This is a genomic window from Pseudoalteromonas sp. ABE4_541 (genome assembly GCF_056312285.1).
In genome coordinates, this window is sequence record NZ_JBSVEM010000007.1 from 136,553 (window position 1) to 152,782 (window position 16,230).

Genomic DNA, 16,230 nt, shown 5'->3' on the forward strand with positions numbered 1-16,230 from the left:
AAAAAATACGACAAAGCCCTACCAAGGCAGGGCTTTGAAAATCAACCTATGCGGCTGTTAAACCGTAAAGCTCTCGCCACAGCCACATTCGTCTTTTTGATTTGGGTTGTTAAATTTAAACCCTTCATTAAGACCTTCTTTAGTGTAATCAAGCTCAGTGCCGTCGATGTAAACTAGACTTTTTGCATCTACAATCACTTTGACGTCTTTGTATTCAAAAACTTCATCGCCTTCGTCTAGCTCATCAACAAACTCAAGTACATATGCAAGACCTGAACAGCCCGTGGTTTTGATGCCCACACGTAAACCTATGCCTTTGCCACGATTACTCAAAAAGGCTTTAACTCGGTTTGCCGCTGCGTCTGTCAATGTCACTGCCATAGTTCTTTACTCTTACTTTGCTTGTTTACTTTTATAATCAGCAATTGCTGCTTGAATCGCGTCTTCTGCCAAAATTGAGCAGTGAATTTTTACTGGAGGTAGTTCAAGCTCAGCACTAATATCAGTGTTCTTGATAGTTGCGGCTTCATCTAAAGATTTACCTTTAACCCATTCAGTCACCAGTGACGACGAGGCAATTGCACTACCACAGCCGTAAGTTTTAAACTTAGCGTCTTCAATAATACCTTGATCAGAAACCTTAATTTGTAGCTTCATTACGTCACCACATGCTGGTGCACCCACCATGCCAGTCGCGACACTTGGATCATTTTTATCAAGTGATCCAACGTTACGTGGGTTTTCCACGTGGTCTATTACTTTCTCACTGTACGCCATAACTCTTTCCTCACTCTATGTTTATAGCTCGGGGCTACAAACAAAAACTTGCTTAATGATGTGCCCACTCAACGCTATCTAAGTCAATGCCATCTTGGTGCATTTCCCAAAGCGGAGACATTTCACGTAAACGACCGATAGACTCTTTGATTAGCTTGACGGTGTAATCGATTTCTTCTTCCGTTGTAAAACGACCAATGCTGAAACGAATTGAGCTGTGTGCTAGCTCATCGTTGCGACCAAGGGCACGTAGTACATACGACGGCTCTAAGCTTGCTGACGTACAAGCAGAACCAGATGATACTGCAATGTCTTTCACAGCCATTAACAGCGACTCACCTTCAACAAAGTTGAAGCTGATATTTACAATACCAGGTACAGACTGCTCAATCGCACCATTGAAGTACACTTCGTCCATTGACATAACACCGTCGACAAGACGTTGACGTAGTGCACTGATGTGCGCGTGATCTTTTTCAAAATCTTCTTTGGCGATACGAAATGCTGTGCCCATACCGACCAACTGGTGCGTAGCAAGTGTGCCCGAGCGCATACCACGCTCATGACCACCACCGTGCATTTGTGCTTCTAAACGAGCACGAGGCTTACGACGTACGTACAAAGCACCAACGCCTTTAGGGCCGTAAACTTTGTGGCCAGAGAAAGACATAAAGTCGACTTTCAACGCTTGTAGGTCAATGTGTACTTTACCCGCGCTTTGCGCAGCATCAACATGGAACATGATTTTACGTTCACGACACATTTCACCAATTGTTGCGATATCTTGAATCACACCTAGCTCGTTGTTTACGTGCATTACGCTCACTAAAACCGTATCTTCGCGCATCGCGGCTTCAAGCTTTTTCAAATCAAGTAGGCCGTTGTCTTCAACGTCCATATAAGTCACTTCAAAACCTTGGCGTTCAAGCTCACGACACGTATCAAGTACCGCTTTGTGTTCAGTTTTGACTGTGATGATATGCTGGCCCTTTTTCTTGTAGAAATGTGCCGCACCTTTGATTGCTAAGTTGTTTGACTCTGTTGCACCTGAAGTAAAAACAATTTCACGTGGATCCGCGTTGATCAAATCAGCGATATCATTACGCGCTTGGTCAACCAACTCTTCAGCCTGCCAACCGAAACGGTGTGAACGTGAAGCTGGGTTACCAAAGTTGCCATCCATTGTCAGACATTGCATCATTTCATCTGCAACGCGCTGATCAACCGGAGTGGTTGCTGCATAATCTAGATAAATCGGTAATTTCATTTGTTTCTCCGCTTAACGTCAACCTTACAGCTGACAGCTCACTTGAATATTGTCTAATTGCTTCATCGCACTGTTGACGCCGCTATCTTGACGAGAGGCAACAGATTGCACCTCAGAATTAGCGACTAACTCAGCAAGGGAAATATTATTTAAAAATTCTTCAATACGAACACTTAAGTCCGACCAAAGCGTGTGGGTTAAGCAGCGCATGCCACTTTGACAGCCGCCCCCTTCGCCATGACAGCGAGTTGCATCAACGGATTCATCGACGGCGTTGATAACATCACCCACAGAGATTGTTTTGACGTCACGACCTAATAAATAGCCGCCGCCTGGACCACGTACAGATTTCACTAACCCATGTTTACGTAGTCGCGCAAATAATTGTTCAAGGTAAGATAAAGATATTTCCTGACGCTCTGAAATATCAGCCAATGGGACAGGGCCAATTTCAGCATGCAAAGCAACGTCTAACATTGCCGTTACCGCATATCTACCCTTAGATGTCAGTTTCATTGATGCCCCCTAGCTTGCCTACCAAGCCGCAAATTTTAATTACCTGACTAAGATAGTCAAGTATTACTGACTTATTGTGTTACTAAAGTCTGATAATACCTGAGTAAAATACTCAAGTAATGAGCTCATTGTAATTACCTGAGTAATTTAGTCAAGTATTATTCTGAGTTTTACAGTGCTGAAAAAAAACGGTCCAGCCCCGCACAGAAGCAGGGCTAAAAAGTCATTTTACTTGTTGGTTGATTTGTTAATTGAGGTCAAAATACCACGTAGGATATTCAGTTCCTGATCCTCTGGACGCGCTCTGTTGAATAAACGCTTCAGCTTGGTCATCACCATGCCGGGATGTTGCTTGATGATAAAGCCAGTTTCATTCAAGGTGCTTTCTAAATGCTCATAGAATAATGCCATTTGCTTGGCACTTGGATAAACCGCGTCGTCTACTTCAGGCTGCGCTTCTTGGCTATCTAAAAAAGCCATACGCGTTTCGTAAGTCAGCGTTTGCACTGCCATTGCAAGGTTTAATGAACTGTATTCAGGGTTAGCCGGAATACATACATGATAATTGCAAAGCTGTAGCTCTTCATTCGTCAAGCCACTATTTTCACGACCAAAGACCAAAGCAACAGGTCCGTTGGTTGATTCGTTTACCAGCTTTTGCGCACATTCTCTTGGGTCCACCATCGGCCAAGATAGTGTACGTGAACGCGCGCTAGTACCGATAGTCAACGCACAGTCTTCAATGGCTTCTGATAATTCGCTCACAATTGTTGCATTACCTAACACATCTGTTGCACCAGCCGCCAATGCACTAGCATGACTGTCAACTTCACATGCAGGATCTACCAAGAACAATTTAGATAACCCCATGGTTTTCATTGCCCGCGCAACTGAGCCAATATTGCCTGAGTGAGACGTGTTTACTAATACAATACGAATGTCTTCTAATGCCATTGAAAAACTTGCCTTGAAAAACTGACCAGAAAAATAATGGCGCAGTTTATCACAGCCTAGGTAGGTCACCATAGTAAATTAATTCATAAACTAATTCCCTTTCTAGAACAGTGTCGTACAAAAAATACACAGCTTTATTTACAAGAGGTTATTTACTTTATGATAAAAATCGCTAGAATACGCCGGCTCAAAACGAATATGTTCTTTTACAACCCAAAGGTAATGCTATGCATCCAATGTTAAACATTGCGGTACGCGCTGCGCGTAATGCAGGTAAAGTGATCTTACGTGCATGTGAAGATTTTTCTAAAGTCGAAGCTCAACAAAAAGGCAGCAATGACTTCGTAACTAATGTTGATAAAGACGCTGAAGCCGTCATCCGCGACACCATTCTTAAAGCCTACCCAGAACACTCAATCGTGGGTGAGGAATTAGGTGTTACAGAAGGTAAAGATGCAGACTACCAATGGGTTATCGATCCTCTAGATGGTACAACTAACTTCATCAAGGGCATTCCTCATTTTGCCGTTTCAATTGCTTTAAAAGTAAAGGGCCGTGTTGAACAGGCTGTTATTTACGATCCAATTCGCAGCGAGCTATTCACTGCCTCTCGTGGTCAGGGCGCGCAATTAAACTCAAAGCGTATCCGCGTGACTAAAAGCACTGAAATTGCGGGCTCAGTTCTTGCGACTGGTTTCCCATTCAAGCAAAAGCATCACTTAGATGCCTACACTGAAGCGTTTAAAGCACTATTTGTTCACACTGCTGATATCCGTCGTGCAGGCTCTGCGGCACTCGATATGGCGTACGTTGCTGCGGGTCGTATGGATGGTTTCTTCGAAATCGGCCTTAAGCCTTGGGATACAGCCGCAGGTGAGTTACTTGTAAAAGAAGCAGGCGGTATGATCATGGACTTCGCAGGTGGTACGGGTTACAACCAAAGCGGTAACATCATTTGTGGTTCACCTAAGCTGTGTCAGCTGATAGTTAAAGAAATTCGCCCAGTATTAACTGAATCACTATTACGCTAATCACGTCATAGTAAAAATGGTGTAAAAAGGAGCTACGGCTCCTTTTTTTGTATTTGTAATTCCTCAAGCTCTTTATTTTTAACTTGCGCAACAATCGGCCGGAAATACGGGTTCTGTAGTTCAAGCACCTGAGTGTTTTCGTCAAACGGAAGCTGCGACAAAATGGCTGCAAAGTAGCGTTCAAATAATGCGTCAAACTGGCCACTGGCTTGTAATTTTTTTAGGCCGACATTGAGGGCATGAGCAAGCTTTGGCTTTTTCTTATTCACAAAGAAATAGAATGCGCTGGGATAATGCAAATACATGCTAGGTAAAATAACCAAGTTGCCGCTACTTTGTGCGTCAATTTCAGCACCAACTTCAATAAATGAGCGCGGGAAATAATCAAGTCGCCCTCTTGAAACCATTACAAACATGGCCTGATAATTGGCCATTGGTCGAACAGTTAAGCCATTATGACCAAGAATTTTGGTATCAGGCCAATCATGTCCTTGAACGGCTGTTAATTTACTAAGCTTTTCAAGAGAGTCAATATCAGAAAATTGCGCAATTTGACGCTGGTTGACCAATAATGCTCGCTTACCAATAAACCCTTTAAATAAGGGCACAGGAATTGCCGTGGCGATACTTTCTCGTTCAGGACTGGTCATGCTCCAGTGTAAGTCAACTTCACCATGACTGAGGGCAAGCAAGGTTCTTTGTTGGTGAGGATGGACTTTGACATGCTCAATATTCACTTTGTAGTCGGCAGCTTTTAGCGCCATATCAAGCAATTCATACAGATACAGGTCACGGTCGTACAGTGCCCGTTGTTCTTTTGCGACATAAACAGTGTCTGTCGCTACTACTGGTTTAGCCCAACTACACAATAGGCACAGAAATACGAGATGTCGCATAGCCCTGTTCCAAATCTGTTTTTGTTTACGCTACACCGAGCCGAGCATTTACTCAAGCTTTTACGCTGAACACTCTGCTTCTTCCTACAACCCCACCACTGACACACTCGGTTTACGGCGATTGCACACGAATAAATAGCTATTGCGATAACGTTTCGCTTCTTTTTTTGCATCAGTCGCTAATGCGGCCACTTGGTGGCTATTTTTACAACTTTCTAGATCTGGACGTACTAAACCAATTGACAGCGTCAGCAAGGGCACAAACTGTTTTTGTCCTTCACGGTTGGTCGCCCAATAGCCACCCGCTTTTACATGCTCAGGGGTGAAAAAAGCGCGAGATTGTTGTTCAAATTCATTGATGATTATATGGCAAAGTTGCTCAGCATCATCGCTGTCAAACACCACCATAAAATCATCTCCGCCAATATGGCCAACAAAGCACAGGCTGTGCTCACACGCTTTAACCGTAACATCTGCAAGCAATTTGATCACACTGTCACCACTGGCATAGCCATACAAATCATTAAATTGTTTAAAATGATTCAAATCGATGTATGCCAAAGAAAAGCCAACTTGCTTCCTTAATCGGGTTTCAATTGCTTCATTAATGGCGACGTTACCGGGTAACATAGTTAATGGATTGGCATGTTGGGCATTGCGAATTTTTTCTTCCGTGATGTGCTTAAGAATATCGCGAAGTGGCGCAAGGCCTAAATACCGGCCCTCTCGGGTAATAATAATGTGACGTCGAATATCAAACTCTTGCTCTGTGATCTGTTGGCTCACTTCATCCAGTGACGCATTTTCATCCACAATCAATGGCAGTTTATCCATAAACTCAACCACCGATTTTTTAGCATACAACGCATGCCCATAAGGTCCGGCAAATACCTCAGTGAGTTGATCTCGGTGCAGCAGCCCTATAGGGTCTCGGTCATCATTAACGACAGGTAAGCTCGTCAAATCTCTATCTGCTTCAAAGGTCTTGTGTGCATCTTTACATTGAGTGCACTGATGTATCGCTGACTGTGACTGCGCAAGCCAACCAATGGCAACGGAATTATCAACAACGTTCGGCCTTGATGTTAAATTAAAAGCGGACCACTGACTTGCTTCCAAATCAATAACGGGCTGTGATTCAGGGTATGCGAATAAATATCCTTGCGCATTCACTATGCCCAACTTCTCAAGCAGGCTCAGCTCTTCCACACGCTCAATACCCTCCGCTATTACCGACGTGCCCGTTGCCTTTGCAAGATCTATAATGGATTTAAGAAATTCTTTTTTTACAATGCTTTGGTCACAATAGTCGATAAAATAACGGTCAACTTTGACATACTCTGGGCACAATTCAGACCACTGCTTAAGTCCAGAATAGCCCGCGCCTAAATCATCAATGGCGATGTTGAAGCCTAACTTGCGATAATGCTCTATGGTTCTAAGCAATAAAAAACCATCGTCAACTTTGTCCTGCTCAGTCACTTCTATCACAACACGATTCGTGGTCAAGCCATATTTTTCGGTGATATGAAGGGTCTCGCCGCGAGGGTGACTCGGGTCCAATAAAGTGCTTGGACTCACGTTTAAAAACAATTTACCCGGCAAATCCAAGGAAACAAAGCGCTCGACCGCGCGCTCTCTACAAAGTAACTCCAATTCAGACAGTTTGTTATATTTTGCCGCAGCAGCAAACAATTGCGCAGGCATTTCAAGACAGTCAACTCCTCTACTCAACGCCTCAAATCCAAGTACAGCTTGTTGACTGATGTCATAGATGGGCTGAAATAAAGTATTCACACTACCGTGTTCTAATATTTGTTGTAATACTTGTTTTTCTAGCTCTACTGCTTTACTCACGCTCATAACCAACTGGCCAAATAATAACCCAACAAACTAGCAAGGTTTTGTGACATTTTTGTGTCATGCACGCACTCTGTACCGATATTAACTTATGTATATCTAGTCTTATTTAGCTTCTCTAAAGCATAAACAACGCGCTAAAATTCGACTGCAAACCTTCCCAGCCCCAACTCAACATCACTTAATTATTTAACCTCAGCTGCGGATAAGAGTTTTGACAGCTAGCAATAGAAACATTGCAACTATTTCGACATCCAATGATGATATTTCGCTTAATATCAAGGCATTTTCGCGAAGTAATAGCAGGCTATTACAAGTGGAAATAACGCAGAGAGTGAGCGAAATAGCTTTATTGGGCAAATTCGCTTATGTGCAACTGAGGTTATTTACTTGCGACAATAATTGACTTAGCATATGCGCAGTTCATTTTTCAGGTCAGTTATGCTTAAGTCGTTATCCAAAGTATTTCTCGTGTTTGCTATTTTGCTCGCCTTTATGGGTCAAGCATTAAGTGCAACCGTTATGCCTTGTGAAATGACCTTGGCTGATCATCATGCCATGATGAACATGACACCTGACACTATGTCACACGATAAGATGGGCACTTCGAACACCATGGATTGCTGTGACACTGACTGTACTTGCCCACCTAACGCCTGTACTTCTTTCGCATTTTTAAGCTCTTATGCCGCAACCCAAGTGATCTCTATGTCACATGGCAGCATTGTTGAGCCTCGACCAAAACACCCTGTAGCGTCTATCACTTCGCTCTATCGTCCACCGATTTTCGCCTAACCTAGGATAGGTGCGCCTAAAATTTGTGCGCCCATAAGCTTCTCATCGTTTTCACGTTTAACGCGTATTAATTCAATCCAGTTAAATCTGGGGATATATATGAAACAGTATTTATTTACATCCATGGTACTTATTGTGCTCATTGCACCATTGCGTACTTATGCCAGCACGCAATCGCCGCTCACACTTAAAGAGGCGCTATATACAGCGCAAAAAAACGATCCATGGCTACACGGCAATCAATTGCAACAACAAGCAGTCGAGCGCAAAAGCATCGCAGCCAATACTTTACCCGACCCCAAGGTGTCGGTTGGCATGATGAACTTACCCACTGATGGCTGGGATTTCGCTCAAGAAGGTATGACTCAGTTTAAAGTGGGAATATCGCAAATGTTCCCGCGAGGCAACAGTTTAGCGGTCAAAAGCAAGCAACTTTCTCTTGCCGCGTCGCAGTTCCCACTGCAAAGGGAAGATAGAAAAGCTCAACTTATAAGCACCGTCACGCAACTATGGTTAGATGCCTACTTGGCACAAAAAACCATTGCGTTGATCAAACAAGACCGCGTGCTATTTGATCAGATGGCAGAGGTTGCCAAAGCCAGTTACTCGAGTGTGGTAGGTAAAACTCGGCAACAAGATGTTGTTCGCGCTCAACTAGAAATAGTGCAACTAGAAGATAGACTTACCGTTCAACAACAGATGCTCGAAACTGCATTGGCACAGCTAAATGAATGGCTATATCAGTTTGACGCACAACAGCTAACACAAGCAATGCACTTTGACGGCCAAAAATCTGTCACTTCAGTCGCGCAAACATTGCCCAGTATCGAACTGGCTTTTGCTGAACTGTTCAAACCTGAACATTATGAGCGCCATGAGCTTGCCAAACTGCTACTCAATCATCCAGCCAATCGCGTTATTGACGTAAAGCAACAAGTTGCTGAGCAAGACATCGCTTTGAGCAAAGAGCAGTATCAACCGCAATGGGGCGTCAATGCCAGTTACGGTTATCGCGATGATATGCCTTCGGGCATGAGTCGTGCTGACCTGTTTTCAGTTGGGGTGAGTTTTGATCTGCCATTGTTTACAGAGAATAAGCAAGATCAGCAAGTTGCGGCAGCCATTGTCCAGTCGCAAGCAGTGCAAACCGATAAACTTTTAATGGTCAAAAAGATGATAAGCGCGGTAGAGAAAGAGCTTAAGCAGCTAAATCGCCTATCGGATAGGCAAGCACTTTACAAAAAGCAGTTATTACAACAAACCCATTACCAAGCGGAAGTTGCTCTAACTGCTTACACCAACGATGACGGCGACTTTGCCGAAGTAGTACGTGCACGCATCGCTGAGTTAAATGCCCGTATTGCGGCACTAAAAATAGATGTCGATGCTTTAAAAGTCGTGGCCCGTCTTAATTACTGGCTCACACAATCAAATCACGTTGCAACACACACTAACTTGGAGCACAACAAATGAACGCGAACCAAAAAACCATTATCGCTTTATTAGTGGGTACCGTGTTAGGCGCGCTAGTGATGAACTTAACATCCTGTGAGCAAAATGATGTCGCTCAACAAAATGCGTCTAAAGAAAAACAGCCGCTTTATTGGGTTGCGCCAATGGACTCTAACTATCGACGTGACAAGCCGGGTAAATCGCCCATGGGCATGGATCTGATTCCCGTTTATGAAGAAAGTAACAATGCTGATGATATAGGCCCGGGTGCGGTGACGATTGCGCCTCATGTGATTAACAATCTCGGGGTGCGCACCGCTGCCATTGAATTAGCGCCCATGCATACGCAAATCTCGACTGTGGGTTACGTCCAATACGACGAAGATAATCTTATTCATATTCACCCAAGAGTCGATGGCTGGATAGAAAAATTGTACGTCAAAGCAGCGGGCAACCCCGTTGAAAAAGACCAACCACTTTACACGCTTTATTCCCCACAACTGGTGAACGCACAGGAAGAGCTACTACTGGCACTCAAGCGCAACAACCAAGAACTGATTGCAGCTGCCAAGAACCGATTGGCAGCACTGCAACTTTCTCGCCCTTTTATTCGCCAGCTGGAAAAAACACGCAAAGTGCAGCAAACCATTACTTTTTACTCTCCACAGTCAGGAGTCATCGATGGCTTAAAAATTCGCGAAGGATTTTATGTTAAGCCCGGCACGACTTTGATGAGTATTGCCAAACTAAGTCAAGTTTGGGTAGAAGCAGAAGTGTTTGAGCGCGATTCAGCTTTAATAACGCAAGGTTTACCTGTGTCGATGACGCTAGACTATTTGCCGGGTAAACAGTGGCAAGGCACGGTTGATTACGTGTATCCGGCCCTCAATAGCAAAACTCGAACTTTGCGAGTCAGGCTAAAGTTTGACAACCCTGACTTCGAGCTTAAACCCAATATGTTTGCACAAGTAACCATCAACGCTAACCAAGATGAGTCGGTTATTCTGGTGCCAAAAGAAGCCGTTATTCGCACCGGCAAACAAGACAGAGTGGTGCTCGCACTCGGCGATGGTCAATTTAAGTCAATTGCCGTCAGCATAGGTCGCGTCGGTGAACATAAAATTGAAATATTGGAAGGGTTAACCGAGCAAGATACCGTAGTCACATCCGCGCAGTTTTTAATTGACTCGGAATCAAGTAAGAGTTCTGATTTTAAACGTATGACGCAAGATCAAGCCCCCAGCTCAGTGTGGATGCAAGGTGAAATCAACAACGTCATGGCTGACCACCGCATGGTAAATATAACCCATGACCCAGTTGAAGCTTGGGACTGGCCGACCATGACGATGGATTTTGATGTTGCTGAGCAGGTTGATATTCACGCCTTAAAGACTGGACAAACACTGCATTTTGAAGTGACGAAAGCCGATGACGGAGGCTACCAATTGACTGGCATTCACATTATGTCAGAACCATCAGATACGCCTGATGTTTCCAGCGCTACCGTGGATGGCACCATTAACGCGATTGATACCGCGACACGGGTTATAAACATCAGCCGAGGCCCAATTGAGAAATGGAACCGTCCAGCGGCCACTATGGACTTTGTTGTAGCCCAAGATATTGCCCTTGAATCGTTTAAAGTTGGCGATGAAATTACCTTTACCTTTGAGGTAGGGGATGACTTTGTGGTGGTGTCATTAAACAAAAAAATGACCATGGTTCAAACCGACCATAGCCAACATATGGGCCACGAGTAAGGAGCATACTGATGATTGAAGCTATTATTCGTTGGTCCATCGGCAACCGCTTTTTTGTGCTGCTAACCACTTTGATCATTGCCTTTGCTGGAGCATTTTCTTTGAAAAATACGCCAGTAGATGCCATTCCAGATTTATCCGATGTACAGGTGATCATCAAAACCAGTTACCCCGGCCAAGCCCCTCAGGTGGTACAAGATCAAGTCACTTTCCCACTGACCACTGCCATGCTTTCAGTACCCGGTGCACAGACCGTGCGCGGCTACTCGTTTTTTGGCGACTCCTACGTGTACATTATTTTTGATGATGACACTGACTTGTATTGGGCACGAAGCCGAGTTTTGGAGTATTTAAGCCAAGTTGCAGCCAGCCTTCCAGACACGGCTAAACCACAACTTGGCCCTGACGCCACTGGTGTGGGCTGGGTGTATATTTATGCGCTTGCCGATAAAACCGGTAACCATGATTTGAGCCAATTGCGCTCCATTCAAGATTGGTTTTTAAAATACGAGCTGCAAACTGTGCCCGGCGTATCTGAAGTGGCCGCCGTGGGCGGTATGGTGAAGCAATACCAAGTACAAGTAGACCCAGACAAACTGCGCGCCTACAACATACCGCTGGCACACATTCAAACCGCACTGAAACGTGGCAACCAAGAAACCGGTGCCTCGGTGGTGGAAATGGCTGAAGCCGAATACATGGTCACCGCAACGGGTTATATCCAATCAGTCACTGATATTGAAAAAATTCCGTTAGGCACCAATGCCCAAGGCACGCCGCTTAGAATTGGTGATGTGGCAAACGTTAACCTAGGCCCACAAATGCGTCGCGGTATTGCCGAGCTCAATGGTGAAGGCGAAGTGGTTGGCGGTGTGGTCGTTATGCGCTTTGGCGAAAACGCGCAAACCACCATAAACGGCGTAAAAGAAAAGCTCGCATCCCTTGAAAAATCACTTCCTGAGGGGGTGGAGGTCGTCACCGTGTATGATCGTTCTCGCCTAATTGAAAATGCAGTAGATAACCTTTGGAGCAAACTACTTGAAGAGCTGGCCGTTGTCGCACTCGTTTGCGTGGTATTTTTATTCCACCTGCGCTCTTCCATCGTCGCAGTTGTGACTTTACCTCTGGGCATTTTGGTGTCGTTTATCATCATGTACGTGCAGGGCATTAACGCCAATATCATGTCACTTGGCGGCATCGCCATTGCCATTGGTGCGATGACCGATGGCGCAATTGTGATGATAGAAAACATGCATAAACATATGGAAAAAAACCCGCTGACTGATGACAACCGTTGGCAAATTGTCGCCAAATCAGCCTCTGAAGTGGGCCCTGCGTTATTTTTCAGCTTGCTGATCATTACCGTGTCATTCTTGCCTGTATTTATTTTAGAAGCACAAGAAGGACGCATGTTTGCCCCACTGGCGTACACAAAAACCTATGCCATGGCCGCCTCAGCCGGATTAGCCATTACGCTTGTACCTGTACTGATGGGTTACTTTATCCGTGGTAAAGTCACCTCTGAAAAGAGAAACCCACTAAACCGGTTGTTAATCGCTTTGTACATGCCCGTACTCAAGCAAGCACTGAAGTTTCCAAAACTAACCATCGCCCTAGCGATTGCAGTCACGGCCATTGGTTTCTATCCAGTAGATAAAATTGGCAGTGAATTTATTCCACCACTGGATGAGGGCGATTTAATGTACATGCCTACCACGTACCCTGGCATTTCGATTGGTAAAGCGCGTGAGTTGTTGCAGCAAACCGATAAGCTGATCCGCACAGTGCCCGAAGTGGAAAACGTATTTGGTAAAGTGGGTCGCGCTGAGACCGCCACCGATCCGGCACCATTGACCATGATAGAAACCTTTATTCAGCTTAAGCCACAATCACAATGGCGCGAAGGTGTGACCACGCAAAGCCTCAAAGCAGAATTTGATAACTTGGTGAAGTTTCCTGGCTTAACCAACGCGTGGGTGATGCCCATTAAAACCCGAATCGACATGCTTGCCACAGGGATTAAAACCCCTGTAGGTATCAAAGTGGCGGGTGCTGATTTAGATGTGATCCAACAAATTGGCCAGCAAATTGAACAACTGCTCCCTGATGTTGCAGGTACAGCGTCAGTTTACTCCGAACGCGTTGCGGGTGGGCGTTACATCAAAGTGGATATTTCCCGTGAAAAAGCCAGCCGCTTCGGGCTCAATATCGCCGATGTTCAACAAGTGGTGGCTACCGCCATTGGTGGTATGAATGTCACACAAACCGTTGAAGGGCAAGAGCGCTACCCAGTAAACCTGCGCTATCCGCAAGACTACCGCGACTCGCCTGAACAGCTTGCCCGATTACCCGTGGTCACGCCATCGGGGGAACGTATCGCCCTTGGTGATGTGGCCCATGTTTACATTGAAAATGGCCCGCCTGGAATTAAAAGTGAAAATGCCCGTATCAATGGTTGGACCTTTATCGACATTGATGGTGTGGATATAGGCAGTTATGTGCAGAATGCCAAAGCACATTTAGCCGAACACTTAGACCTGCCTACGGGCTATTCCATCACTTGGGCAGGCCAATATGAATACATGGAACGGGCCAAAGAAAAGCTCAGCTATGTATTGCCATTGACCTTAGCCATTATTGTGATTTTGCTCTACCTCAACTTTAGAGCATTTCGCGAAGTGGCCATTATTATTGTCACCTTGCCGATGGCCATGATCGGAGGCTTATGGCTGATGTATTTAGAAGGGTTTAACTTCTCCGTTGCCGTGGGGGTGGGTTTTATTGCCTTAGCAGGTGTCGCCGTAGAAATTGGCGTGATCATGCTAGTGTATTTGAACCAAGCGCTGAATGAGCTTAAAGCACAAGCCCTGCGAGATGGCCAAGCAATTAGCACTGATGCGTATCGTAATGCGCTATTGCAAGGCGCGGGGTTACGAGTCCGTCCCGTGATGATGACAGTTGCTACCATTATTATTGGTTTAATGCCGATTTTATACGGTACAGGCACAGGCTCTGAAGTCATGAGTCGTATTGCCGCACCAATGGTGGGCGGTATGAGCAGCGCCGTGTTACTCACCTTGATTGTGCTTCCCGCTATCTATAGTCTGGTTAAAGCCTCAACCATAAGCCAATTTAACAAAGGCATAGACCATGACAATAACCAAGTTTAGAAAAGCACATAAATGGCTGATGGCTTTTATCGGCATACAGTTTCTGATTTGGTCCTTAAGTGGACTGTATATGGTCACCATGGATATACACTTTATCCATGGTGAGTCATTACAAAAAAAGCCATCTCATCACCTTGAGCTAGATAAAGTCAGATACTCACTGAGCACTTTGCTCAGTGAGTATCCACAAGCTCAAAATGTGCGACTGGGCAGATTGTTAGATAAGCAAGTCTATCGTTTAGATGATAAACAGCTTGGCAAAATCATGCTGGATGCAGCCACAGGGCAACGTTTAGTACCCATTGATAAAAATATGGCGTTACATATTGCTGAGCATCACTACACAAGCACACCTGCTATTCAATCGATTCAACTGTTGGATAACCCCAAAGCAACGCCCAGCGAACTTTCTCCTCGTCACTTGCCAGTTTGGCAGGTGACCTTTGCAGGGGCATTTTCCGATACGTTTTATATTAGCCAACACGGTGGCGAAATCGTCACTAAGCGCCATGACTTTTGGCGATTGTTTGATTGGATGTGGCGCTTACACATCATGGATTATGACGATGGTGAAAACGTCGCAAACTGGCTACTGCTTTTGATTGCGCTACTCGGTTCGATCGCAGCAAGCATAGGTTTATTTTTAACCTATCAGCGCGTCTTCAATTCAAATCAAGGAGTCAGCTGATGCCACAATGGACGCAATCATTTCACAAGTGGCTATCACTGTTAGTCGGCATGCAATTAGTTATTTGGCTGGCCACTGGCTTGTACTTTAACTTGATGGATCATACAAAGGCGTCGGGTAATAGGCACTTCCAGAGAATTAACCATCAAGGTAACATCGCCTCTGAACGTCTGTTCCCTCTCACACAACTTGCTGTACAAGAGGCAACGCAAGTTCGTTTACTTTGGCTCTTTGCTAAGCCTTATTATCAAGTGGTTATTGAGCAAGGCGCACATAGTTACCAAGCACATCAAATCACCTTGTTTGATGCCTACACAGGTGAACCTTTTACTTTTAACGAAACATTGGCGCGTACTATCGCCCTTAAGTCATACAAAGGCGCGGTGAACATTCAAAGCGCCAAGATGCTATTGCCCCCCATTGATGAGTTGCCACGGCAAGAAAACCCAGTGTGGCAGGTAAAACTGCAAGATGCGCAACACACCCATGTATACATAGTTCCCACGTCAGGCGCTGTGATTGCTCATATTAATGATGGCCGCCGACTGCGCGATTTCATGTTTAAGCTACATTTTATGGATTACCTTGGTACGGGTGGCTTTAATCATTGGTTGATCATCACCTTTGCACTGATGAGCTTGGCGTTGAGCATCACAGGAAGTACTTGGCTTATTGAGCGCTATCGAACCGGACAGCTCAGGTTTACGACCCAACATAAAACCCAACGCGTGACCGTAAATGTGAGTCACCCTCAACAAACCCATATACTAGCGCTTGATAAAAACAGCACACTGTTTGAGAGCTTACAGAAACAAGGGTTACAACTCCCCTCAAATTGCGGTGGCGGCGGCACGTGTGGTTTATGTAGAATACAAACAAAACAAACAGTTAAAGTAACACAAGCCGACCAAGCACGGTTATCACAAAGTAAAATAGAACAAGGGTTTCGCCTTGCATGCCAGCATAACGCCTGTGACATAAACGACATCACCGTACGTACTCTAACGACAAAGGAAAATTAAATGCAAGAGCAACAAGCTTTTTGTTGCTCTCAGTAAAGTAGA

14 protein-coding genes are annotated in these 16,230 nt (G+C 44.9%); 7 read left to right on the forward strand and 7 right to left on the reverse strand.

Annotation, left to right across the window (positions count from 1 at the left end):
• Positions 1-57: 57 nt before the first annotated feature.
• The 5 genes from iscA to trmJ all read right to left on the reverse strand — a co-directional run bounded on the left by iscA (position 58) and on the right by trmJ (position 3,514).
• Positions 58-381 (reverse strand): iron-sulfur cluster assembly protein IscA, encoded by a 324-nt coding sequence (iscA, locus tag ACW689_RS09115; protein WP_476290535.1) that lies wholly within the window; start codon positions 379-381, stop codon positions 58-60.
• A gap of 12 nt (positions 382-393) precedes the next feature.
• The gene (iscU, locus tag ACW689_RS09120) at positions 394-777 is read right to left on the reverse strand and encodes a Fe-S cluster assembly scaffold IscU (protein WP_476290537.1); all 384 of its coding nucleotides are present in this window, start codon (positions 775-777) and stop codon (positions 394-396) included.
• Positions 778-829: 52 nt separating this feature from the next.
• Positions 830-2,044 carry an IscS subfamily cysteine desulfurase gene (locus ACW689_RS09125; RefSeq protein WP_476290539.1) on the reverse strand — a complete coding sequence of 405 codons (1,215 nt, stop codon included), beginning with the start codon at positions 2,042-2,044 and terminating at the stop codon, positions 830-832.
• Between the two features lie 24 nt (positions 2,045-2,068).
• A complete protein-coding gene (gene iscR, locus ACW689_RS09130; protein ID WP_476290541.1) occupies positions 2,069-2,560 on the reverse strand; it encodes a Fe-S cluster assembly transcriptional regulator IscR in 492 nt (163 codons plus the stop codon).
• Between the two features lie 228 nt (positions 2,561-2,788).
• The gene (gene trmJ, locus ACW689_RS09135) at positions 2,789-3,514 is read right to left on the reverse strand and encodes a tRNA (cytosine(32)/uridine(32)-2'-O)-methyltransferase TrmJ (protein WP_476290543.1); all 726 of its coding nucleotides are present in this window, start codon (positions 3,512-3,514) and stop codon (positions 2,789-2,791) included.
• A 227-nt stretch (positions 3,515-3,741) separates the two neighbouring features.
• On the opposite strand from trmJ, the gene suhB reads away from it, so the two are divergent.
• Entirely contained in the window at positions 3,742-4,545 is an 804-nt protein-coding gene (gene suhB / locus ACW689_RS09140; protein ID WP_476290545.1) for an inositol-1-monophosphatase, read from the forward strand.
• A gap of 32 nt (positions 4,546-4,577) precedes the next feature.
• Here suhB and ACW689_RS09145 read toward each other — a convergent pair whose 3' ends face one another.
• Both ACW689_RS09145 and ACW689_RS09150 read right to left on the reverse strand, forming a co-directional pair.
• A complete protein-coding gene (locus tag ACW689_RS09145) occupies positions 4,578-5,441 on the reverse strand; it encodes a substrate-binding periplasmic protein (protein WP_476290547.1) in 864 nt (287 codons plus the stop codon).
• Between the two features lie 84 nt (positions 5,442-5,525).
• On the reverse strand, positions 5,526-7,298 hold the full coding sequence (locus ACW689_RS09150) for an EAL domain-containing protein (RefSeq protein ID WP_476290549.1): 1,773 nt from the start codon (positions 7,296-7,298) through the stop codon (positions 5,526-5,528).
• Between the two features lie 444 nt (positions 7,299-7,742).
• On the opposite strand from ACW689_RS09150, the gene ACW689_RS09155 reads away from it, so the two are divergent.
• From ACW689_RS09155 to ACW689_RS09180, 6 genes are all read left to right on the forward strand, one after another.
• Positions 7,743-8,096 (forward strand): hypothetical protein, encoded by a 354-nt coding sequence (locus tag ACW689_RS09155; protein ID WP_476290551.1) that lies wholly within the window; start codon positions 7,743-7,745, stop codon positions 8,094-8,096.
• Positions 8,097-8,219: 123 nt separating this feature from the next.
• Positions 8,220-9,569 carry a TolC family protein gene (locus ACW689_RS09160; protein WP_476290693.1) on the forward strand — a complete coding sequence of 450 codons (1,350 nt, stop codon included), beginning with the start codon at positions 8,220-8,222 and terminating at the stop codon, positions 9,567-9,569.
• Positions 9,566-11,308, forward strand: a complete 1,743-nt coding sequence (locus tag ACW689_RS09165) for an efflux RND transporter periplasmic adaptor subunit (protein WP_476290553.1) — start codon at positions 9,566-9,568, stop codon at positions 11,306-11,308. Before ACW689_RS09160 ends, ACW689_RS09165 begins: the two co-directional genes overlap by 4 nt.
• 11 nt (positions 11,309-11,319) lie before the next feature.
• Positions 11,320-14,478 carry an efflux RND transporter permease subunit gene (locus ACW689_RS09170; protein ID WP_476290555.1) on the forward strand — a complete coding sequence of 1,053 codons (3,159 nt, stop codon included), beginning with the start codon at positions 11,320-11,322 and terminating at the stop codon, positions 14,476-14,478.
• Entirely contained in the window at positions 14,459-15,166 is a 708-nt protein-coding gene (locus ACW689_RS09175; protein ID WP_476290557.1) for a PepSY domain-containing protein, read from the forward strand. The genes ACW689_RS09170 and ACW689_RS09175 overlap by 20 nt, the downstream gene beginning before the upstream one ends.
• Positions 15,166-16,188, forward strand: a complete 1,023-nt coding sequence (locus ACW689_RS09180) for a 2Fe-2S iron-sulfur cluster-binding protein (protein WP_476290559.1) — start codon at positions 15,166-15,168, stop codon at positions 16,186-16,188. Before ACW689_RS09175 ends, ACW689_RS09180 begins: the two co-directional genes overlap by 1 nt.
• Positions 16,189-16,230 lie beyond the last annotated feature (42 nt).